The 23,361-nt window shown below is 40.6% G+C and carries 20 protein-coding genes, 1 pseudogene and 1 riboswitch; of the genes and pseudogenes, 4 read left to right on the top strand and 17 right to left on the bottom strand.

Annotated elements, in window-relative coordinates:
• Positions 1-6: 6 nt before the first annotated feature.
• Positions 7-97: riboswitch (cyclic di-GMP riboswitch) on the bottom strand.
• A 402-nt stretch (positions 98-499) separates the two neighbouring features.
• Together BSG1_RS05820 and BSG1_RS05815 are read right to left on the bottom strand one after the other, a co-directional pair.
• Positions 500-1,177: a GGDEF domain-containing protein gene (locus tag BSG1_RS05820; protein WP_006836012.1), complete on the bottom strand. Its 678-nt coding sequence runs from the start codon at positions 1,175-1,177 to the stop codon at positions 500-502.
• 149 nt (positions 1,178-1,326) lie between these two features.
• Positions 1,327-2,210, bottom strand: a pseudogene (locus BSG1_RS05815) (EamA family transporter).
• Positions 2,211-2,447: 237 nt separating this feature from the next.
• Between BSG1_RS05815 and BSG1_RS05810 the strand changes: the two are divergent.
• The 3 genes from BSG1_RS05810 to BSG1_RS05800 all read left to right on the top strand — a co-directional run bounded on the left by BSG1_RS05810 (position 2,448) and on the right by BSG1_RS05800 (position 5,535).
• Entirely contained in the window at positions 2,448-2,843 is a 396-nt protein-coding gene (locus BSG1_RS05810; RefSeq protein WP_044022483.1) for a hypothetical protein, read from the top strand.
• Between the two features lie 22 nt (positions 2,844-2,865).
• The gene (locus BSG1_RS19740; protein WP_052302363.1) at positions 2,866-4,713 is read left to right on the top strand and encodes a diguanylate cyclase; all 1,848 of its coding nucleotides are present in this window, start codon (positions 2,866-2,868) and stop codon (positions 4,711-4,713) included.
• A gap of 276 nt (positions 4,714-4,989) precedes the next feature.
• Positions 4,990-5,535 (top strand): manganese efflux pump MntP, encoded by a 546-nt coding sequence (locus BSG1_RS05800; protein WP_006836006.1) that lies wholly within the window; start codon positions 4,990-4,992, stop codon positions 5,533-5,535.
• Positions 5,536-5,648: 113 nt separating this feature from the next.
• Here the strand turns inward: BSG1_RS05800 and BSG1_RS05795 are convergent, their stop codons facing one another.
• The 5 genes from BSG1_RS05795 to BSG1_RS05775 form a co-directional block, all read right to left on the bottom strand.
• Positions 5,649-6,920, bottom strand: coding sequence for a TRAP transporter large permease (locus BSG1_RS05795; RefSeq protein ID WP_006836005.1), 1,272 nt, complete (start codon positions 6,918-6,920; stop codon positions 5,649-5,651).
• Positions 6,898-7,407, bottom strand: coding sequence for a TRAP transporter small permease (locus BSG1_RS05790; RefSeq protein WP_044022482.1), 510 nt, complete (start codon positions 7,405-7,407; stop codon positions 6,898-6,900). Before BSG1_RS05790 ends, BSG1_RS05795 begins: the two co-directional genes overlap by 23 nt.
• 48 nt (positions 7,408-7,455) lie before the next feature.
• Positions 7,456-8,487, bottom strand: coding sequence for a TRAP transporter substrate-binding protein (locus tag BSG1_RS05785; RefSeq protein ID WP_006836003.1), 1,032 nt, complete (start codon positions 8,485-8,487; stop codon positions 7,456-7,458).
• Positions 8,484-9,806: a M20 family metallo-hydrolase gene (locus BSG1_RS05780; protein WP_006836002.1), complete on the bottom strand. Its 1,323-nt coding sequence runs from the start codon at positions 9,804-9,806 to the stop codon at positions 8,484-8,486. The genes BSG1_RS05785 and BSG1_RS05780 overlap by 4 nt, the downstream gene beginning before the upstream one ends.
• A 120-nt stretch (positions 9,807-9,926) precedes the next feature.
• Positions 9,927-11,696: a helix-turn-helix domain-containing protein gene (locus tag BSG1_RS05775; RefSeq protein ID WP_006836001.1), complete on the bottom strand. Its 1,770-nt coding sequence runs from the start codon at positions 11,694-11,696 to the stop codon at positions 9,927-9,929.
• 137 nt (positions 11,697-11,833) lie between these two features.
• Here BSG1_RS05775 and BSG1_RS05770 point away from each other — a divergent pair, with 137 nt between their 5' ends.
• Positions 11,834-12,481, top strand: a complete 648-nt coding sequence (locus tag BSG1_RS05770) for an alpha/beta fold hydrolase (RefSeq protein WP_006836000.1) — start codon at positions 11,834-11,836, stop codon at positions 12,479-12,481.
• 125 nt (positions 12,482-12,606) lie between these two features.
• On the opposite strand, the gene BSG1_RS05765 is transcribed toward BSG1_RS05770, so the two are convergent.
• The 10 genes from BSG1_RS05765 to BSG1_RS05725 all read right to left on the bottom strand — a co-directional run bounded on the left by BSG1_RS05765 (position 12,607) and on the right by BSG1_RS05725 (position 23,164).
• Entirely contained in the window at positions 12,607-13,470 is an 864-nt protein-coding gene (locus tag BSG1_RS05765; protein ID WP_006835999.1) for a DegV family protein, read from the bottom strand.
• Positions 13,471-13,711: 241 nt separating this feature from the next.
• Positions 13,712-14,191: a 23S rRNA (pseudouridine(1915)-N(3))-methyltransferase RlmH gene (gene rlmH, locus BSG1_RS05760; RefSeq protein ID WP_006835998.1), complete on the bottom strand. Its 480-nt coding sequence runs from the start codon at positions 14,189-14,191 to the stop codon at positions 13,712-13,714.
• 94 nt (positions 14,192-14,285) lie between these two features.
• The gene (locus tag BSG1_RS20175; protein WP_083802849.1) at positions 14,286-14,444 is read right to left on the bottom strand and encodes a CxxH/CxxC protein; all 159 of its coding nucleotides are present in this window, start codon (positions 14,442-14,444) and stop codon (positions 14,286-14,288) included.
• Positions 14,445-14,564: 120 nt separating this feature from the next.
• Positions 14,565-15,785 (bottom strand): S1C family serine protease, encoded by a 1,221-nt coding sequence (locus tag BSG1_RS05755; protein ID WP_006835996.1) that lies wholly within the window; start codon positions 15,783-15,785, stop codon positions 14,565-14,567.
• A 204-nt stretch (positions 15,786-15,989) separates the two neighbouring features.
• On the bottom strand, positions 15,990-16,784 hold the full coding sequence (locus tag BSG1_RS05750) for an MBL fold metallo-hydrolase (RefSeq protein ID WP_006835995.1): 795 nt from the start codon (positions 16,782-16,784) through the stop codon (positions 15,990-15,992).
• Positions 16,785-16,789: 5 nt separating this feature from the next.
• On the bottom strand, positions 16,790-17,599 hold the full coding sequence (locus BSG1_RS05745; RefSeq protein ID WP_044022481.1) for a two-component system regulatory protein YycI: 810 nt from the start codon (positions 17,597-17,599) through the stop codon (positions 16,790-16,792).
• On the bottom strand, positions 17,586-18,914 hold the full coding sequence (locus tag BSG1_RS05740) for a YycH family regulatory protein (protein ID WP_044022480.1): 1,329 nt from the start codon (positions 18,912-18,914) through the stop codon (positions 17,586-17,588). Before BSG1_RS05740 ends, BSG1_RS05745 begins: the two co-directional genes overlap by 14 nt.
• Positions 18,911-20,734, bottom strand: a complete 1,824-nt coding sequence (gene walK, locus BSG1_RS05735; RefSeq protein ID WP_006835992.1) for a cell wall metabolism sensor histidine kinase WalK — start codon at positions 20,732-20,734, stop codon at positions 18,911-18,913. Before walK ends, BSG1_RS05740 begins: the two co-directional genes overlap by 4 nt.
• A gap of 4 nt (positions 20,735-20,738) precedes the next feature.
• Positions 20,739-21,449 carry a response regulator YycF gene (gene yycF, locus BSG1_RS05730; protein ID WP_006835991.1) on the bottom strand — a complete coding sequence of 237 codons (711 nt, stop codon included), beginning with the start codon at positions 21,447-21,449 and terminating at the stop codon, positions 20,739-20,741.
• 278 nt (positions 21,450-21,727) lie between these two features.
• On the bottom strand, positions 21,728-23,164 hold the full coding sequence (locus tag BSG1_RS05725; RefSeq protein ID WP_006835990.1) for a peptidoglycan DD-metalloendopeptidase family protein: 1,437 nt from the start codon (positions 23,162-23,164) through the stop codon (positions 21,728-21,730).
• Positions 23,165-23,361 lie beyond the last annotated feature (197 nt).

The raw sequence follows: 23,361 nt of genomic DNA, 5'->3' as shown, positions 1-23,361 counted from the left end.
AAGCCATTCGGTAACCCAGCCATCTTGGATTGCTCTAGCAATCTTTAGATCTGTGGTTTTGCGTCCTTGCCTTTCAGCAAGTTTGCCTTTTCGTTAACTATTTTGATTAATTTGGAATAGTTTAAAATCACTAACTATTTAATATATATTTAATTATAGGGTTATTATTACCTATTTACAATGACTAGTTTTGTCGAAATGTGAGTAAAAAGAACTAATTCTATTAATCGTATAAATATCTTAAGATCTAAAGTAGTCGGGAGACAAACAACTAAATAGAGCTATCGTTAAATATGCCCCTGGCTGTTTTATCTCCTCTACCAATGGTGCAAAGATTCGGACGGATACGTTGATTTCCCAGCTATTACAAAAGCATTAAAAAATGGTTGGCTTGAGAAGGGGCCAAATAAGTTTAGATTTTCTACTATCCTGCTTCACCTTTTCCATTAAAAAAGAACACTACCCAAATGGAATAGTGTTCTTAATAGTACTTCCGCTTTTATAAAACTTTTTTATTCTCCTGCTTACAATGATACATGTTCCTATCTGCAATGATTAATAAGTCTTTTTGTGCGGTAGAGTCATCCGGATAAACAGACGTACCTATCGACACTGAAATATTCATACTCAGCTCTTTCGATAACTTATTTAAATCCTCTTTTATCTTATTGGATATCAGTTTACAGCTTTCCAGGTCTGTTTCCGATGAAACAATCAAAAACTCATCCCCGCCCCATCTTGCAACGATATCACTTTTTCTCTTGTTTTCTACAAGTATTTCCGAGACTCTTTGGAGAACTAAATCGCCAGTTTCATGTCCATAAGTATCATTGATTTGCTTAAAGTCATCGCAATCTATAACTGAAATGGTCAGTTTTTTATTGGAGGACTCTGTTTTGGATAAGATCTTTGGTGTTGTCGTAGAGACAAACCGCCGATTATAAAGTCCTGTTAACGTATCCTTTTCAGAGAGATATTTAGCTTTGTCGAACTGATAGCCCAACCACCAAAAAAATGGACTTAATAAAGGGATAAACACTAAGTCCCACTTGTACTGACCCTTTTCGAACATAAAAATATAGGAGGCCTCATAGTCTACCAAAAAGTAAAAAGAATGCCACGCCAATACTATCGTTATATAGATAATAATTACAGAAATTCTACCCACGTAGCTCATAATTAGAGACTCCCATTTATATTTGTTAATTAGTTAACTTAAATATAGCACAAGATTCCATTAGCAGCACAAACTATTGAACCTTAAGTGTGCCTATTTTATAACACGTAAGCCCTTGGACTAATTGAATTGAGAGTACCCAAATTAGGCTATGGCAGACTCCCTTTCCTAACAGCTTTTTGGGAGCTTCCGATTAATAAGCCAATCCCCAGCAACAATAGGAAAATCCCTACCCAGGAAGTGATACTCAAATATTCCCCTACTATGAAAACTCCTAATACTGCCGCAGTTAAGGGCTCTGCAAGTGAAAGTGTAACTGCTGTTGATGAAGACACGTGGACGAGGCCTTTAACAAAAAGAAAATACGCTGCCCCGGTCGCCATAATCCCAAGGTGAAGGCTTACACTCATCCCCTGCAGGCTCCCTACCCATGACATATCAAAGATGAATAATAATGGTGATAAACATATGGCACTAAGTGTAAAGACGACCGCAACTACGGATAAAGACGAGTGCCTATCAACCAAATCTCTGCTGACAAGAGTATAGCCAGCAAACGATAAACCCGCCCCAAGTGCCATCAATATTCCAACAGGATCTGCATGTACGGATTCTTTATTCATAAACAGCAGGAGGCAGCCTGAAATGGATAGAAAAGTAGAAATCCACCATACGGCAGCCGGACGTTTTTTCAAATACAACCATTCTATGAGACCCGATAAAATAGGGGCACTTCCAATAGCGACCACCGTCCGATCGCCACTCCCGTAATTGAAACGGCAGTGAAGAAAAGAGGTTGGTACAAAGCCATACATAGAGAAGCCAATAATGTCGACCTAATAGGCCAATTTCTAAAACTGAATTTACCTGCAATCAGAACGATTGCTGCTAAAAATCCACCTCCTACTGCCAAGCGGGCCGCCCCGATGGCGACCGGGTGGGCCGCTGCCGGTGCAAGAGCCTGCGCCGTACCTGTTGTCCCCCAAAGTATTGCGGCACATAATATCAAGAAAGGAGACCATTTTACCGTCATTTTGCTCACCTCACTTAAAAGATATCCTTTTCTCACAGTTTAATTGCTTACTATTTTTCATTTATCCGACCTCCTTCTAAAAGAGATATTATTAACTTCTTAATGAACAAGACCCCTGAAAATTCTAATGTATAGGAATTTAAAATGTTATAATATATGTAAGTATGGAAGCGATTAATTAATAATCTTCGAATAATGACTATTATAAATGTATTTTTAGAGAAAAAGGTGGAAAGCATGAAGAAATTAGCAACCTCAATACTAACTAGTATTTTATTACTGACAGCCTGTGGCACATCTTCAACTAATAACTTTGAAGTAATAGAAACCAATTCTGCTACAAAAGAAGAACAGAAACCTACCCTTCATGTAGAAACAAAACAAGAAGGCGATAAAGTGTTTCTATTGGTAGATACAGATCTTATTATTTCCAAGGAAAAGTACGGAAAAGAAAAAATTAATGGACAAGGCCATATCCATGTATATGTAAACAATGGAGAAAAGCAGGGCGTTACCAGTTTTCCTTTTGAGTTAAAGGATCTAAAAAATGGATCGAACCAAGTTAAGGTTTCATTACATAATAATGACCACACACCCTACGGGGTTTCCAAAAAAATAGAGTTTACATATTAAATAGGGATAGGCAGGAATCATCGTGCTAAATAAACTCAGCTTACAATCCAAAATCATACTGATATTCTCTGCTGTTATCATTTCTACTATGTCTATTGCCATCATCTTTAATTCCTATACGTTCAATGATTCAATGAAGAAGACGTATGTCAGTCAATTAAAAGGGATTACAACAACCATTAACGGGGGATATGAGGAGTCCCGCTCCATAGAAAATGTCCAAACAATATTTGATTATATAAAACATCGGGAGAAAAATGTCTTAAACTTAACTCTACATGTAATTAAAGAAGAGCGTCATACTATCATGGCTTCTACGGACAGAAGTTTAATAGGAACAAATTCTCCGGAAATTCTTTCATTAACGTTCGATTCGGGAGAGACGATGATTGCTCATTCAGAGCTTAGAGGCACCCCTATCGTAAGACTGGTGGCACCTCTTTTAGAAGATGGTCTGACTGTTGGGGCCATTGAGTTATACTTAGATATTTCTAAAGAAATGGCCATGATTCGTGAAAGGATCATGTTGATCACAATTGGCGGTATTATCAGCAGCCTTATATTAATCGTTTTATTATCGAGTATAATACGGCGGGTACTTGTACTACCTTTAATGGCATTACGGGAAGCAGCCGCATCTATCCAACATGGTAAAAAATATGAGGATGTAAAATTGAATGCAAGCCAGGAAATCAATGAGGTGGCATCTGCATTCAATGAGATGGTTTATGATTTAGAAGATCGTTACCAAAAGAGTGTAACGGATTCACTTACGGGCAGTTATAACAGTGCCTATTTCAAACAGAAACTGGCAGAAGTCATGAAAGATGCTCGATATTATAATCAACCTATGGCACTGCTTTTCTGCGACATTGATAATTTCAAAAAATTAAATGACCATGAAGGGCATCTTTATGGAGATAAAGTTCTAAAACAAATAGCCAAGGTCATACATGATCATGTCAGGGAGCACGATATCGTTTGCAGGTATGGTGGAGAAGAATTTGTCATTATCATGAGGGATACCGATGCCTCAACCGCAACGGCCATAGCCGAAAAAGTACGTCATATGGTTGCCCTTAATGGCCATCGAAGCATTCTAACACCCATTACGATGAGTATTGGAGTTGCTGTTTTCCCTCAAGATGCAGATGAAGAAAATATCGTTCATATCGCTGACCAAGCAATGTATACCGCCAAGAGTCTTGGAAAAAATCGAGTGGTCGCAGCTCAAGATCTATCTTCCTATAAAAAACAAGATTATGAGAGAAGAATAGATGATCAGAAATGGATACTTGATACCATTCTCTCTCTGACAAAAGCAGTAGAGTTAAAAGATTCCTATACTCACAGCCATTCGGAAATGGTCTCGAAATATGCAGGGACAGTAGCAAGCAGTATGGGCCTTACTGATGAAGAGGTGAAAAAGATCTCCATCGCAGGACTCCTGCATGATATAGGAAAAATAGGGGTTCCTGACGATATCCTGAATAAAGAAGGCCGTTTAACAGAAGAGGAATATGAAATAATGAAAACACACCCTGTATTGGGCTACAATATTCTTGCCGGTGTTGATGAATTGGAAGATACACTGCCTTATGTACTTTATCATCACGAGAGGCCTGACGGAAAGGGCTACCCCCAAGGGCTTAAATCTCCGGAAATCCCATTAGGCGCAAGGATAATAGGTGTCGTAGATGCTTTTCATTCAATGACTTCCGCTAGACCCTACCGGAAACAACCCTTATCTTTGGAATTAGCTATAGAGCAATTAAGAAAAGGGCAAGGTACACAATTTGACCATGATGTAGTCAATCACTTCATCAAAATCATTGGAGACATTGAAACACACCCCTCAACTGATAGGTAATAAAGAGAGAGCCTTTAGCACGGTTAAACATTATTAGAGTCATGTTCTTTTAACCAAGCGATTGGAGATTATATTCTTCAATTGCTTGGTTTTTTTTTGATTATGCCGGAAAAATGAAACAATACCTTTGTATTTGATAAGCAGATTAATATTTAATCGCATGATAATCACCAGAAAACCACCAAGAAACTACTCGATTTTCTTTAAGAAAGCACGCCATACTCAAGCTGTGAATAAACTGTGTTAATACTCTTTCAAAGATAAAGAGGTGTAGGCATGGATGAATTTAAATTAATCCTCCTGATAATGACTCTCGGGATTGATGCTTTATTAGTCATCATTTCATTCGGACTAGTTGGGAAAGTCAGCAAATACAAAGTGGCTGCCACTGTAGCTTTAGCTGAAGCTGTTTTATTATTAGCTGGCATGAAGCTTGGCGAGTATCTGGAGGCTTCATTCCTTGGAAGCTGGGCTCCATCAATTGGAGCTGTAATCCTTATGCTAATGGGGCTTTATAATATTCTGGATAAGGATAAAACTGAAGGGAAAAATAGAGTGTTCGGTATTGCCTTCATATTCGTCATCATAGGAGTAAGCATTGATGAATTGGCAGTGGGCGTTTCAATTGGTTTGCTGGGATTCCCGATACTCTTTGTATTAATAGTCGATATTATAAAGAGTTTTATTTATACACTAATAGGCCTGACCATTGGCTCTAAACTTAAACGTTTTCTGAATAACTGGTCAGCTGCTGATAAAATAGCAGGCAGTATTGTATTCTTGATTGGTGCCTGGACTTTTATTGAGACTTTGTTTTTTTAATGTCATGCACTTTCTCGTAACGATTCTGCAGCCTTAAGCTAATAATTATTTTATAAATATAAAAGGCTGCCGAGACTTTCTCGACAGCCTTTGGTAATCAATCAACCGTTTCCTCATTCCATCAAGCTTGGCAGCCATAGTGTGAGGCTTGGTATGAAGGTAATCAACAGGACGACAACAATTCCCGCCAGGAAATATGGCATGATATCCTTGACTGTTTTCTCAATACCGACTTTTGCAATATAACATGAAATGAACAGGGTCGCACCAACCGGGGGAGTGAACATCCCCAGGGCCAGGCTGACCAGCATGACCAGGGAAAATTGAATAGGATCCATGCCCAAGTCTGTCGCGATCGGAAAGAAAATCGGAATCAATAAGAAAAGATTCGGAACTAATTCCATGACCATTCCCGCAACCAGCATAATAACAATTAAAATTAAAAATAAGGCCCAAGATGGAAGGTCAAATGACAACAACGCTTCGGAAATCAATTTAGGAATGCCCTCTGAAATCAGAACCCATGTAAAGATCATGGAAGTACAGATCGTAATCATGACGACGCTTGTACCATAAATGGTGTCTCTCAGGGAGGACATGATATTTTTAAAATTCAAGGTTCTATACACCAGCAGTCCTACTAAAAAGGCATAAATGACCGAGATAGCAGCAGCTTCCGTCGCCGTGGCGATCCCCAGGACGATCGATCCCACCAGAATGATAGGTAAAAGCAGAGCCCAGAACGCTTTTCGGATATTGGTCAGGAATTCCCTGAGAGTCGGTTTGCTCTCCCTGGGATATCCTCTTTTTATAGACACAATCACCGTTGTTACCAGATAGATCAAACCAACTAATACACCTGGAATGATACCGGCAATGAACATTTTAGCGACCGACAGATCAGCGAGCCATGCGATGATGATCATCGTACTGCTTGGCGGGATGATGATACCGACAACAGAGCTTGATGCATTGATTGCTGCGGAGAAAGAGGCTGTGTATCCCTTTCGTTTCATCTCGGGTATCAGGACACTCCCGGTTGAAGCCGCATCCGCCACAGAGGACCCAGACACACCCGCCATTCCCATACTCGTTACAACGGATACACACCCCAAGCCGCCCGGAAGTTGTCTTACCATGGAATCAGCCACCTTGATGATTTTTTGAGCAATATCCCCTTTAATCATCAGGTTTCCGGCAAGAATGAAGAAAGGAATCGCCAGGAAAGAAAAAGATTGCGTATTTGAGAAAAACCGCTGTGCGACCATCCCGAGGGGAATTCCCTCAATCAGGATATACAGTAAAGCAGCAGCACCCATCGAGAACGCAATCGGCACCCCGAAAATAATAAGAATGAAAAAACTAGCGATCATCAACCAAATCATACATGTCCTCCTCTCTCGGTGCTTCCATTTTGTTCATGATGATCATGATTAATTGATAGGTTAGGATGATAAAAATTAAGGTAAAGGAAACCGTTACGGATGAATATAGCCAAGCCTTTGAAATCCTAAGCATCGGCAAGGGCTGGTTTACCACTGATTTGGCTATCTGATAGCTTGATAGCACCATGTAGAAAGAAAAAAACATCATGACCAACTTAGTGAGGATAAAAGTAATTTTCCTTCCGTTTCTGGACATTTTATCTCTTAAAAAATTGATGGAAAGGTGATCCTCATTCTTCGTTACAGAAATAGCTGTAATAAATATAATCCATGGAAATAATAGATTTGTTAATTCCGTAGAGAACACGAGTGGGAAGTTAAATACATAACGGCTGAGAACTTCGCCAAACACCACCATCGTTAAGAGGACCATCAGAATACTCGCAAAGACATCTATGACGTTTATGAATCGATCCAGTATCTTCACTGCTGTTGCCTCCTAGTAAAAGAGGCCCGAAATAGGCCTCTCGTTTCTTTAGTTTTTTCGGTATTCTTCTAAGAAGTTTTGGATATCATTAATGATTTCTGCACCCATTACATCTTCCATCGTTTTGTATACAGGGACTACAGCCTCCTGGAATGGCTCAAGCTCAGGATAAGTGATCTCTTTGAACGCTCCGCCCTTGGCTTGTTCGAACAATTCCTCGTCATTCTCGGCAACATATTGCCTTGCCGCTTCTGTAGCATGCTTCCCTGCATCCATGACAAGCTGCTGTGTTTCTTCATCCAAGCTTTCAAATAAGTCGTGATTCATAATGGTATAAGCGTAGTAGTACATGTGATTGGTCATTGCCAGGTAATCCTGTACCTCATCCATATTTTGATCAAAAATATGGAACAATGGGTTAAATTGTCCATCAATGACACCTTGAGACAATCCATTATAAATTTCTGTATATGCCATGGTAGAAACAGTTGCTCCCATCGCTTTGAACGTTTCAATCAAACTCTTATCATTAGGCGATCTCAATTTGACACCTACCAAGTCTTCCGGGGTATTAATAGGGCGGACGTTATTGGTTATCTGTGTAAATCCAAGGTCCAAATTCCCAACGACTTTCATTCCATGTTCTTCACCCATCTTGTTTAATTCTTCACCAATCGGACCATCCAGCACCGCATGTGCCTCATCAAATCCGTGAGTCAGGAAAGGCAGTGACAGGGCTGAATATTGCGGAATGATATTCCCAACCATATTCGCGCCTACAATTTGCATTTCAAGTGCGCCCATTTGGACAGCTTCAATCATTTCTTGAGAAGTCGCATATGTTTCATTAGGGAAAAATTCGATTGTAATGCGTCCTTCAGATTCTTTCTCAATATAATCCTTGAATGCTTGAGCAAATGTGCCCCTCGGTGTATCTTCCAAACCTGAATTCCAGCCCATCTTCCATTCATACTCCTGGCCTGCATCATTGCCTGAGGCCTCTTCGCCGCCTGAACAGCCAGATATGAACAACACCATAATAGTGAATAGAATAAATGCGGATTTCCTGAACTTTTTCAAATCGTTTCCCCCTTTAATTGTATTAAATCCTCCAGTAATGCTTTTAGTACGTGTACGGTCTGAATGCAGTCCTGCAGGGATGACCATTCACTTGGGTTATGACTGACACCATTCTTGCTTTGTGTGAATAACATTGCCATCGGTACATAGCGCCCGATGATCATGGCATCATGCCCCGCTCCGCTTGGCAGATAAAAAGGTTCGATTTGGAGCGTATTTTTGACCGCCTCGGCCGCTTTTTCCTGCATTTCTTTCTCAACCGGGACAGGGGCTATCTTATAAGTCTCTTCAATTTGAATATCTACTTGCTGCCGGTTCTTGATCCTTTCTGCGGCATCCTTGATCAGTTGAATAAGCTCATCCCTTGATTCCGCATGTATGTCACGGATATCAGCTGTCATCCGGACTTCCCCTGGTATAACATTGACTCCATTCGGCAGCACTTCGAGTTTCCCGACGGTTGCTACAGCTGTTTCACTTACCTCGCCCGCCAATTTTTCGATTTCAATTACTAACTCACTGGCTGCTATCAAAGCGTCCTTGCGATCATTCATTGGCGTGTTGCCCGCATGGCCGGCTTCACCCATAACAGAAATATTCAACCAGCAAGGACCGGCAATACCTGTAACGATGCCAACCGGCAATTGAGCTTTTTCCAATCTCTTTCCTTGCTCAATGTGAACCTCAACATAAGCTTCAATCTCCGATAGATCCCTCTTTGCCTCTACAAACCCTTCAACGTTCAAGCCGTCTCTTTTAATGACCTCTTCAAAAGGTATTCCGTTCATATCCTTTAATTGCTTTTGGAACTCGATATCCACTTCGCCCGTCATGGCCCGGCTTCCTGTCAGTCCACCGTTGAATCTCGCCCCTTCTTCATCTGTGAAAATAACGACTTCGTATGATTTATTTGGGACATATCCAGTGTCTTTCCAAGCTTGTGCGACTTCCAAAGCGGCAATTACTCCCAGCGGTCCATCGAAATGTCCTCCATCAGGCACACTGTCTACATGCGAACCTGACAGGACAGTCGAGGACTTGACCTTTCCTTCCAGTCTTCCAAAAACATTTCCCGCCCCATCTTCTTTAATCTGAAGTCCTGCTTCCTTCATCCACTCCTTTACGAGTTCTTTCGCTTTTCGCTCTTCAGGAGAAAAGGCGATTCTTCTTAAGCCGCCATTTTCGGTCAAGCCAATTTTTGAAAGCTCATCCAGCCTGCTTGCCAGTCTTTTTCCGTTTACCCCATTGCTATCCAGCGAATGATCATAATCAAGCAGCAGCTTTTGCATTATTTCCTGTCCTTCAGTTCCTACCACCATAAACGCCTTTCCCTCCTTGGAATAGATAATATACAGAATTGTAATATAATTCTGTATATTAAAAAATATCGGTAACCAACAAAATTACGGCTCACTTTTTGTTGGTTACCGACAAACTCATTATTCTTCTTGTAAAAATTCCTGTATCTGCAGTGCTAATTGCAGGGAAAATACACTTGTCCCTGCCGACCAATCCATTTTTAATATTTCCTTTATCGTGTTCAGGCGGTACTTGACCGTATTTGTGTGTACAAAGAGTTTGGCAGCGCTTGCCGCCATATTAAGATTGGATTCCAAATACGTTTTCAACGTTTCATAAAGGTTGGCATCCCTGATTTCGTCATACTCAAGGATCGGTCCCAGCATATCCTGCACGAACTCCTCAAGCTCTTCTTTATCTGTTTTCATAAAGAGTCGCTGTATCCCAAGATCATTGTAAGAAATCAATCCTTCTTTCTGTTTGGAAAGCAGGTACTCCACACACCTCTTGGTATCCCGGAAAGAAAGATGGACTTCTTGTAATGATCCCACAATCCTCCCGATCCCGGCATAGCTTGAGAGCTCCAAGCCTTCACGCAATCGATTTTGAATGCCTTCAATAAAATCATTAACATTGCGTATTAAAAGCTCCTTGCTGTCATAAGGAGACAGGACGAACATGAACACAATTTCCATATTGCGGTCCAGAACAAAGGTTTTATAACGAAATTTGGAAATCTCCCTATGGATGAGACGAGTCAACTTGCTTTTACTTTCTGTCAGTTCTTTAAAAGAAACAAGCGGCTCCTTCATCAACATCTTGCACACGACAAACTGGTGCTGCTCATACTCGGAAAAATTCATCTGTGACAAAGCAGCAATAGCATCGGGGGCATTCTGAATAAGTTTTTCCATAACATAACCAGAATACTGAAAATTATTAATCGTCATTTTCTCAATGCGATTCATTTCCAACGCGAAAATGGTCATCGCTTGATCGATGGCGAATTGATCCAGTGGGTCCAGGTTGGACGTCTTTTCTGAAAAGATAGCCACATAACCAATTTTATACCGATCCATTTTAATCGAGAAAAACGTAAGTTCAGAAATAGTTGAGCGGGGCAGAAAACATGATAAGGGCTCTTCACTTTCAATGACTTCCTGCAGAATATGTACTTCCTCTTGTAAGAATTCTTGTACATATGTTTGATATTCGGAAGAGGAAATGGCGAGCACATCAAAAAACTCATTGAAGACCACCACTTCCTGATGAACAAGCTTCGATAAAGCCAAGGTGATCTCCTCAAGACCTCCTTTGGATAGCGAGACAGATGTCAGCTTTTCATGAATTTCCTGTGTCCGCTCGGTTTGAGAAAACAACATCGCATTCTCAATTGCCACAGAGGCCTGCACAGCAAAAGTTTCCAGAAGCCGGAGTTCATTTTCATTGAATGTTAGATTCTTCTTATCATAGATATCCACTGTCAGCACACCGATACATTCCCTTTTCGTCATGATAGGTACGCAGATGGCACTATCAGGATATTGAAAATTACCCAGGGCCTTTCCGTATAACTCTCCCGTCTCACCAGAAATATTGGACATCCCATCCATCGTATCCGTCTTGGAAAGAAAGATTTTTCCTCTACCCTCCTGGAAAGTCTGACCGCTCATCCCCTCACCGGGAGAAATTCTGATTTCTTTCAAATAGGTCATATCAAATCCTGCCGAACTCTTCGGGTAAAGCTTCCCTGTTTTCTTATCATATAAGAAAAGAACACTCGCATTAGCACCGTCTATGACATTTAAAACCTCTTTATTCAACTGATCCAATACCTCTTCAAGGTTTAATGTAGATGTCAACACCCGTGTCGAATTAATCAAACTCATTAGCTTCTGTTCTGTGTTCATGGCGCCACCTCACTCAGATTTTCATTATTCATCAAGCAGTTTCCTATTATTATAACAATTAAAGCAATATCTCATTATAGGAATCTGGGAATCTAGTAGCTTTGAATTGAATTTGTCAGGAGTCCCTGTGGGTCTTAGTGGAAACTATAATTGCTGAGCCACTCGGAACACCATTTTATTCAATCCAGGGTGGAGGGATAGGTCAGAAGATTACTTATGTTGCTGTTCAGCCTGGTTTTTTAGGTCCAAAAATAGGCACTCTCTACAATGAAGCTTATAGTAGCGGTTATTCTACTGGAGGTTCAATTGTGGTGGAATTCTTATTAACTTCTTCACATCGTTCTTTAGGTGGTGTGATTATAAGTGGACTGTCCGAAGTTAATGATACACTCCTAAAAAGTAGAATTTCTTTAGGAGTTAAGCTAGCTAAGGCTGGTTTGGTTTCGCTTTTATCTTGGTCTATTTCAAGGAAAAACTCTAATAACAAGTTGTTCAAAAAGATGTTTAGTGATGCCAAACAAGGAGATTATAGAAACATTGAGCAGTATTACACATATAGTTTGCACTATAATTGCACAAGTCGTCTAGGAAATATAAACCTGCCAACACTCTTAATCTATGGTCAAAAGGATAAGCAATTTCATTCTTACGCCAATTTATTACATGATAAATTACCGGATAATGAATTGGTTCTTATTGAAAATGTAGACCACAGAATACCAACAAAAGCAGCAAATGAATTAAATGAGTTATTAGGTCAATTTGTAAGAAGACATACTCAATGATAGTACTTAGTTTTTATAAATAATCTTAACAAAAGCCTTTCCATAATAACGGAAAGGCTTTTGTTTATACTTGGTTGAGGACTGGCTAGTAACGTCTTTAAAAGTGAAATTTATTTGATCTTCCCTCACTTTTCTACAAAATACATTGAAATAGCACCTAAGCCCACATGGGTCCCAACTGATACTCCCATTTGCATAATATAAATGTCTCCAGAGAAACCAGTATCCGATTGAAGTTTAGCTTTAAGATTTTCGGCAACTTTGATATCTGATGTATAACCAACTATGATAAAGTCCGTCAATTCTTGATCATTTCTTTTCATAAACTCCTGCGTGTAATGGTTAAGTACCCTCTTTAATCCTCTTTCCTTTCCAACTATGGCCCCTTTTCCATCCTTCATAGTCATGATTGGCTTTAGCATTAAGATTTTCCCTATTAAGGCACTTGTATTAGAAAGCCTGCCACTCTTTATCAAATGATCTAAATCATCCACGGAGAGGAAATGCTTTATCTTTCTCTTATACTTTTCATTAAAAGCAACTATTTCTTCAAACGATGCTCCCTGTTCCCTCATCATCGCACTTTTCATAATAAGCCAACCGCTTCCATGACTCATACATTTTGAATCAACTACATGTATCTTAACGTTAGATTCCGGACTTTCCTCGAAGAAATAATCCTTCGCTATTATAGCTGATTGATATGAACCGCTTGTTCCACTAGACATGCATATACATAATACTTCCTTAATTCCAGCCTCAACAGCCTGCTTTATTATCTTCAAGTACTCTGCTGGGCTAGGCATCCCTGTGGTCGGAAAATCCGGCAAAGCTTCCATCATTCCATAAAATTCATCTGGTTGGATATCTACCCTGTCTCTATATATTTTTCCCTCTATATTTATGGTTAGAGGTGCCAAGCTGATATCGTACATTTGCAGTACTTCATCAGATAAATCACAGGTTGAATCAGCCATGATTTTTATCATTAATCTGCCTCCATAAACTAAATTGAAATATCATTTTTCTATTATGCACTTTTCGTATATATTGTTGCCTTCGTAAAAATCCCAAAAGCCGGATTTATACGGCATTTATCGTTAACACATACATACTGATTCATTCTACTACAATATAAGTGAATGTGCTTCACTGACAAAAATAAGGATACCGTTAATAACAGTATCCCTTCTATAACTACTTTAACAATTCCTTATTGATTTTATACCACTATTTATGATACGGTTCATTCCGATTAATCCGAAAAGCCCGATAAACCTGTTCAACCAAGAAAAGACGCATCAACTGATGGGGAAACGTCATCTTTGAAAAAGAGAGCGTCTCGTTTGCCCGCTTCATGACCTCGTCACTTAATCCAAGGGAACCTCCGATAACGAAGGTCACTTTGCTTTTGCCGTATGTAGCCAGCTTATCAAGGTTATCTGCCAAATCCTCAGATGTTCTCATTTTTCCTTCTATAGCAAGCGCAATCACATGGGCATCAGGTGAAATCTTGCTGAGAATTCGTTCTCCTTCTTTTCCCTTGACCTGGGCCATTTCTGTTTCACTTAATTCTTCAGGGGCTTTTTCATCAGAAACTTCAATAATTTCAACCTTGGCGTATGCACTCAAACGTTTTAAATATTCATCGATTCCTTGCTTGAGATATTTCTCTTTTAATTTTCCTACTGTCACAATTGAGATATTCACAATTCACACTCGCTTTGCAAACAATTTACGAACAAGTTATACACAGAAGTTATCCACATATCAACAGTCACTATCCACATATCGTATGCGAATATTAGTTCGCCACTAGATATTCTGCCTGATTATTGCAATATTCACAGGTTGTGGATAACTCCTGATTATCTGTTAATTGTTCTAATTTTGGAGCAACTTCATATTCATCCACAATAACGTCCATCGCAAGCTCTACATGCTCTTTGCAACAATAAATCATTGTTTTTTCCTCCACTCTAAACTGAATTGTATACTATTTAATTTATCCACAAGCCATCATATCATTAAAAAAGAAAGCAGGAAAGTAATGGTCCCTTTCCTGCTTTCTGAGTTATCCACACTATAGACGTGATTCATCTGTCAGCTTCATTGCCACCTCTTGAAGCTCACCATTTCTATAGATCGTCACTGTCATTTGATCGCCGACATCTTTTACATTATAAAGGTGCTTTCTTAAAGCAATAATGTCGGTAATCTTTTCTCCATCAAGCTCAACAATGACGTCAAGTTCCTGAAGTCCTGCCTGCGCTGCGGGAGAGTTAGGAACCACTTGGCGGATCATCACGCCATCTTTCACATCCTCAGGGAGATTGAGGGTTTGCTGCTGATGATAAGCCGTAATTTCATTTACGTTTTCGAGGGAGACACCCATTGCAGGGCGTTTCACTTCCCCGAATTGCTCCAGATCCTCAATGATTGGCTGTGCAGCATTGATCGGAATAGCTAATCCGATCCCTTCAACTGCTTCCTGGGCAATTTTCATGGAGTTGATTCCGATCAGCTGTCCTGCTATATTCACAAGTGCGCCCCCGCTATTTCCCGGGTTGATTGCAGCATCAGTCTGAATAACCTCGGCCTGCCAATCTTCCATGCCATCCTGGTTAATATCTACCGGGATGGTCCGTTCCAATCCAGATATTATCCCTTGAGTGACAGAACCTGAAAATGCCAGTCCAAGCGGGTTCCCGATAGCAAGTACCGGTTCGCCGGTCTTTAGCTCATCGGAATTACCGAATTCAGCTACAGACTTAATTTCACTGCCGTCAACCTCAAGAACAGCCAGATCTGTCCATACATCGCCGCCACGTAATTGTGCAGGCACCTTGGTTCCATCAGAAAGAGTTATTTCCAGCTGGTCAGCTCCTTCAATAACATGGAAGTTTGTGACTATGTATGCCTTCCCGCCAGCCTTCTTATAAATGACACCAGATCCTGTTCCAGCTTCCTGTCCGGTTTGTTCCCAAAAGCTTTGAGAGCGGATATTGCTTATCCCGACAACCGCATCTTCAGCCTTTTCAACGGCAGCTGTAACATCGCTTGTCACACTAACAGATAGATTTCTTGATTCACCATTCTGTCCATTATGATAAGCTTCATCCGTTTCTGCCAGATTGCTCCCTGGGTTATACGGCAGTACATCCCAATCATCCAGCTGCGGCAGTGCGACAATCACCAGGATAGCCCCAAGAATAATCCCAATGAGACTAGCAAGGAAATAGCCACCGCGATTTCCTTTTTGTTTCGATCTTGTATTTTCGTAATCCTGATCGTAATAGCCCATCTACTGATACACCCTTTCCTATACATCTTTTATATTTTCCTACATAGTCAAAAATATAGTCAGGTAAAATGGATTTTCGCTTTCATTTTATAAAATATTTTCAAATTTATCCACTTGGAGCCTGTTAAAACAACCAAAAAAAGATGAAAGCAACAATGCGCTTTCATCTTTTAATTCCCTGTTCAACCAGAGGCGTAAACATCATCAGACCGCTACCAGTGAGGTCGGGATTTTCGGATCGGTATCAAGCAGATCGAATTGCTCCCCAACTTTAATCCCTTTGGATTCCAATGTTTGAGAAACACTCATACGCGCCAAGTCTTTCATGTTATTATCTTTGCTGAGATGGGCGAGATAGATGCTCTTTGTCTGATCACCAAATACCTCGCTCATGGCAATGGCTGCATCCTCATTCGAAACATGTCCTACATCACTGAGGATGCGTCGTTTAATGCTCCAGGGATAACGGCACATTCTAAGCATGTCCACATCATGATTACTCTCGAACACATACGTATTTGCATTGGAAATGATGCCTTTCATACGGTCACTTACATAACCAGTATCGGTCACCAGAACCAATTTTCTTCCCTCATGATGGAAGGTATAGAACATCGGTTCAGCCGCATCATGAGAAACACCGAAGGATTCAATATCTAGGGAACCAAAGGATTGGACCTTTTCCATACCAAATTCGAATTTCTGTTCGGTCGGTACATTCCCGATCAACGGATCCATGGCTTTCCATGTTTTTTCGTTCGCATAGATAGGAAGATTATACTTTCTGGCCAGTATCCCTATACCCTTTATATGATCACTGTGTTCATGAGTCACAAGGATCCCTGTTAAATCTTTAATTTTCCGGTCAATCTTCTGAAACAAAGCTTCCATTTGCTTTCCACTCAGGCCAGCATCCACGAGGAATGAGTTCTGGTCCGTTTCAACGTAAATGGCATTCCCCGTACTGCCGCTGGCAAGTACACTAAAATGCATAGACATTTCTCTCACTCCAGTAATTCTTTTTCTGTGTTGCTAAACTCGATGATATTGCCTTCGAAGGCATTTACAAATAGATGGTCGGATTCTCCATCCTTTGTAACGGTAAAATGCCAGGCCGGTGCCATTACTTGTCTTTCAGCTTCCGGTACCAGCGTGTAAAATCCTATTTCCGGCATTCCTATACTGCTATCAGGCAGCAGCTTCTCTTTATCGTAAAGGGTCTCCACAGCCTGTATTGGAGTGATGACTGATTTTGTATCGGTAAATTCTTCAAAGTCTGTCATCAATGTCTGCGTATAAGAGACGATTTTACGATCTTCATTAAAGTAGATCACCAGCTGCCCATTAATATTTTGAAAAAGAGGTTTATCTTTATAAGTTTGATAATAGAGAACTCTCTGCTGGTCTTCATCTATACCCCAATAGGAGTATGAATCCCCATGCAGGACATTTTGGCTGATAAAATCATTGAGTTCTTCGGGCTTGAATTTCTCACTTAGCACGTATTCTCCATCTTCAAGCTTCGAGGTGATCGTTGTGGAATCAATGATCTCAACAGATTGATTCTTCAGTTCCTGAATCTCTTCTTCAGTGAAGGCTTTGGTAATGGCATTTAAATAAGGCTGTTTCTCGAATTCTTTTGAGAGGGGCAGCTCATATTCAATGTTTTCCAGTTGAAGTGAATCTTCAAGCTTGGCTTCACCAAGAAAATCATACTGACTTTCATTATACTTGTTTATGAAGAGGGTTAACAGGAAAATATCCAAAATCAAAAAGACAATGATAAAAATGGTTTTCGTTTTACTCCAATCCAAGCTGACCCCTCCCAACATCATCCGGCTGGATTCTAATCCATGCTCCTGCATACTTATAGTACCAGGCAGGCTCGAGGATTACGAAGCTTGATACATCATTTGTTAGTTTGAATCCCGGGATAATATCTTCAATTTGCTCCGGGTTGATATTGTCTTCCAGGAGTCGGTCAAGCACTTCTTGGCCTGAAGGGAGAGTAACGCTGTTTGTATCTTTCGTCATGCCTTCCAAATTTGTGTAAGGCCTGGAATACTTAAAAATATTCAACTTCCCAAGCACTACCGAGTATTCAGCCATCCCGCTTTCATTAAAAACAGGGAGGTCATGGACGAACATCCGGTAATGAACGAGCCGTTGCGGCTTGCTTACACTGAAATACTGATAAGAGGTAACTTCCTCCGGCCAGCCGCCATGGTCGTTGATAAATCCGCTTGTCTGGGTAATTAAGTCCGTAATATTCGTTTCTAATTCAACCTCTGCCTCTTCCTCAATATTTACAAAAGTGAAAGTCTTATTATTCACATTTACCCTCATTAAGCTGGAATCATCGTTGTACTCCTCACCGATATTGGTATATTCATGGCTTACAAGAGACGGCTCACTGAACAAGGCATTCACGAATCCTTCAATCGATTCAGGAGAAGTCACATACCTATAGCTATTCATATCCAAAGAGTTTTCCGGCAGGTAAATTCTCCTGCGCTCTGTCGGATCATAACTAAAGTATTCCGGGTGCTGAATGGATTTGGAGACGAAATCTTCTTTAAAGGCTTGTACAGCTGAATAGTTAATCCGGCTTTCATATACTCTCTGATCTGTATAGGAGACGAAGTAAACCGCTGCGAAATCAGCAGATTCTTCCGTAGTCTTGACGATAATGCGGTCAAAAGTATCTGCAGGCAGGTCCGTATCTCTAAACTTTAATATACTTTTATAAACATCAAAGGTTATAAGATCAGGGAAAATGATTTCAACTCTGTCTTCCCCATGCACCAATTCCTTGAATTCAGCATCAGTGAGCATCCTAGTAATATCATTCAGTCCATAGATATCCCAAGAAGACATTTGGTCCATCATGCTTTGAATCTCAAATTTCCTTTGGGTTCCATAAGTCCTGTCGTTGCGATGATAAAGGAGCTTGAAAGGGACGATGATATCCTGCATTTCCTGTTGAGCATTAATAATGACATCCTCCGTAATATTGCTTTCTCCAATCGGTTCCAAATAGGGCTGATAGGTCCACAAGTTCCAGGTTAAAAAAACACTTGAAACAACAAGCAGGGTCAAGATTATCGATTTAATTTGTTCATATTTCATAGCCATTCATCCTCTTGAGTACTGTCGTAAGGAAGTGAAAATGAAATGGTTGTCCCTTTGCCTTCCTTACTCTCCGCCCATATATTGCCGCCATGAGCTGAAATCATCTCTTTCGCAATGGCGAGTCCTAAACCAGTACCTCCCATTTGTCTGGAGCGTGCTTTATCTACACGATAAAAACGCTCAAAGATCTTGGACAGGTTATCTTGCGGGATACCTAGCCCCTGGTCGGATACACTCACGACAATCATTTTATCTTTTTCTACTACATTAAAAGCAATCAGTCCGCCCTCAGGAGAGTATTTCAACGCATTGGAGATAATATTATCAAGCACCTGAGTCAATTTATCCTTATCTATTTCCACAAAAAGTGCTGTCTTAGGCAGCTGCCTCTTAAACGTTACGTTTTGGTTTTTAGACATTTCAAAACGGTCGATGATCTGGTGGAAAAAGCCGACAAACTCAATCCACTCTTTATTGAAACGATAATCTTTGCTGTCCATTTTAGAAAGCTGAAGCAAATCGTTTACAAGGCGAATCATACGCTCTGTTTCATCCTGGGTAACACTGAGGAAACGCGGGGCAATTTCTTCATCCTGCCACGCACCCTCTGCCAGTGCTTCTAAATAGCTTCTCATTGTAGTCAAAGGGGTTCTCAACTCATGGGAAACATTCGAAACGAAGTCTCTTCGTTCCATATCAATCTTTTCCTGCTCGGTAATATCATGAAGAACAGTTATAATTCCATTTACAAATCCCGTTTCTTTTTGAATGACAGAGAAATTGGCTCTTAGAATATATGGCTGTTCTTTCGTACTGTAATCCAATATGATGGAATCCTGTTCATTTGATAGATCCTCAAATGTATAATTTTCATCCAATCCCAAGAGGGAAACAAGCGGCTGTGATAGAACTGTTTCACGTGAAACATTCAGCATTTTAGCAGCAGGATCATTAATTAAGATGACTCTGCCTTTGCGATCTGTCGCGATAACTCCATCCGTCATATAGGAAAGGACGGAAGACAGCTTCCTTCTCTCGCCCTCTGTCGTAGCCTGGGCTTCCTGCAGCCTTTTAGTTAAGTTGTTAAAAGTGATGGCAAGCTGTCCAATTTCATCGTATCCATAAACCTTAACTTTTCTGGAAAAGTTTCCTTTTGCCATGGCAAGAGCTTGTTTCCTCATATCCGATATCGGCCTTGTGACAGTTTGGCCCAGTAGAACACCAAGAATAGCGGTTATGGCAAGCGCTATGACTGTACCGGTTGAAAAGATTTCATTGATTTCTTCTAATTGCTGATAGACATTTTCTATCTTGGAAATGAGGTAGATGGCGCCGATTTCATCTTTTCCATTAATGATCGGGGAGGTATATACCCAAATGCGGTTGCCCGTCTCATTGTCGATATAGGCCTCGTCTATTTCCTTCCCCGTGGCGAAAACCCTTTTCACCATGGTGTCGGTGGCACGCTGTCCAACAGCATCGAGATTATCTTCCCTAGAAGAACCAAGGATGCGGAATTTGCTGTCAATTACCCTGACTTCGGATACATCGGAACCCCTGAAGTCTCTGAGAATCCGGTCGATATCATCCTCCAGGCTCAAGTCTTTATCCGTTCTTTCCTTTAGCATTTCTTCCTTTATATTATATTTTAAGAAGCTCACATTCTCTTCAATATTACTGGTGAAATTCGTAATCAGCTTATCTTCCAGTTCACGCACAAAATAGACACTGATGATTTGCATAGCCAGAAGGATAAGCAGGACATAAATCAAGACGAACTTTAAATGTATCGAGCGGGTGATGCCTACTTTCTTCATTTAGTTACTCCTGTTCCGGATTGCGGAGATAGTAGCCGACTCCTCTTCTTGTCACGATCCAATTCGGATGACTAGGGTTGTCCTCGATTTTTTCCCGCAGACGTCTTACCGTTACATCGACTGTTCGTACATCACCGTAATAGTCATAGCCCCAAACCGTTTGCAATAGGTGCTCACGGGTCATGACTTGTCCGATATGCTTGGCAAGGTAGTGAAGCAGCTCAAATTCACGGTGAGTCAGCTCAATCGTATCTCCCCTCTTTGAAACAATATAGGCATCAGGGTGAATCACCAATGAACCTACAGCAATTTCGTTTTTAGCTCCTTCAGCAGCCTGTTGAGCAGCACCGTGCTGGTGTCTGCGAAGATTTGCTTTGACTCTGGCAATCAGTTCCCTTGTACTGAACGGCTTCGTTACATAGTCATCCGCACCAAGCTCAAGCCCGAGGACTTTATCGATTTCTGAGTCTTTAGCCGTCAGCATGATGATCGGCATTTCATATTTCTTTCTGATTTCACGGCATACTTCCATACCATCGCGGTTTGGCAGCATGATATCAAGCAGAACTAAGTCAGGCTTAATTTCTTCTGCCATTTTGACAGCTTCGTCTCCGTCGTATGCACAATGAACTTCATAACCTTCTTTCTTCAGGTTGAACTGCAAAATATCCGCAATCGGTTTTTCATCGTCAACGACAAGTATCTTCTTATCCATAGTCCCAAGTCTCCTTTATTCTGATTATCTGTATTTAAATGAATGTGTTTCTGCTTTTATTGTGTAAAACAGCCCGGTTAATAACTTTCCGGGTTGATTCTAATTTATCATTTAATGAGCTTTAATTCATCTTTTATCCCAATTTAGAGTGGTAATGTCTTCATATTGTAATCTTTCCCTAACATTTCGTTTATAGCCTTTATCTCCCGGGGAATATAAAGAAAAGGCCCCTGAGCCGGCTGGCCAGAGGCATGAAATTATAAACTTGATTGTTAAGATTAATAGAGGCTTAAAGGATTAACCAACGCGCCATTTTTGTAGACCTCCAAATGAAGGTGTACACCTGTTGATTGGCCGGTTTGGCCCATGTTTCCGATAGAAGCACCTGCCGAGACCGTTTGCCCTGCCGAAACACTGATGCTGCTCAAGTGTGCATATACAGAACGGTACCCGTTATTGTGGTCGATGATCACTTTATTCCCATATCCGCCTGAATCCCATCCAGCAGATACTACTGTTCCGTTATCAATGGCTTTGATCGTAAGGTTGTTCGGACGGGCAATATCAATCCCTTTGTGCATTCTGCCCCAGCGCTGTCCGACTTTGGAAGAAACGTATCCTCCGTTTGTCGGCCATACGAAGCTTCCCGATCCCCTTGAAGGAGTTACTTTTGTTCCCTTGATGACGATATATTTCACAGGTTCTTTCGTAACCTTTTCTTCTTTCACCGTACGGTTGACCTGGACTCCATTTTCATCTTTCGTCAGGTACGTCATGGCCTTTTCTCCGTCCTGGCCTTCCTGTTTGACCTTGATATCGCCTTTATTCAATGAAGAATCTTCAATAACTTCTTTTTCATAGGCAATTGTCTCAACAGTAGATTGCTCTCTTTCAACCGTTACATGAACAAGCGGTTTATAAACAGTTACATTGATTTCCTGATCGATTTGAAGCAGACTGTCCTCTTCTAACCCTGGATTCAGCTCAAGCAACTTTCCTGAAGTAAGGTCATGTTTTTGGGCAATGCTTCCCAGAACATCTCCTTCTTGCACTTTGTATTTCTTTTCTTCGAGAGTTCCCTTTAACAAGAAATCGACGGCTTTATCGGCAGTCAGGACTTCTCCTGGGACCGCTTTTGTTTCTTCAAACTTAGCTTCTTCAGAGATTTCAACTGAGATCAGCTTGGAATCTTCATTGGAATCAGGCGTTCCTTCTTCAAGCTCTTTCATTTCTTCCTCTGTTACGAACCTAAGTTTCAACTTTTTCAGTGTCAGTTCTGCCTCTTGCTGGTCTTTCACGAATACTGCCGGTTTATCTCCAAATGAGATTGCAACAGCATTTGCTTTGGCTTCTACCGAGTCAGTCAGCTGTTCGATCACTGTATCATTTTTTGCGTTTGTCCTGAAAACTTGTTCAGGTATGAAAGATACCTCTTCGGCAAGTTCCAGTTCAATTGATTCGTATTTTTCTTCTTCGGCGTCAAGCTTGCTTTCAATTGCTTTTTCAACGGCTGCTTTATCTGTTACAGAGCCATAATATTCACTGCCCATGTAAACATGATAGATTGTCTTCAGTTCGGAATCACTGTTTGCATAAGCAGATCCGAATGTAATGGCAGATAATGCCATAGTAGTCATTGCTGCTCTTTTCAAAAGCTTAACTGATTTATGTATGAATGTATTTGGACTTTCTTCTTTAGTATTTCTCCAAGCCACTGGTCTTTCCTCCTAGCTAAAGACAAAGAAACCGGGTAACAATTATAATCTTAGTCTCTTTTACCTAAAAAATAAGTATTTTTGAAAATGGTACTTTACTAATCTACCATAATTCTGTTAATTAGAGAGAAACGTTTTCATAATGTAACATAATTGTATAATAAGTTACAAAATATGTATTTTATATGTAAAACTTA

The organism is Bacillus sp. SG-1, from assembly GCF_000181495.1.
Lineage (GTDB): Bacteria > Bacillota > Bacilli > Bacillales > Bacillaceae_B > Rossellomorea.
The sequence above is the reverse complement of the archived record's forward strand: the minus strand, read 5'-3'. Positions and strand labels throughout refer to the sequence as shown.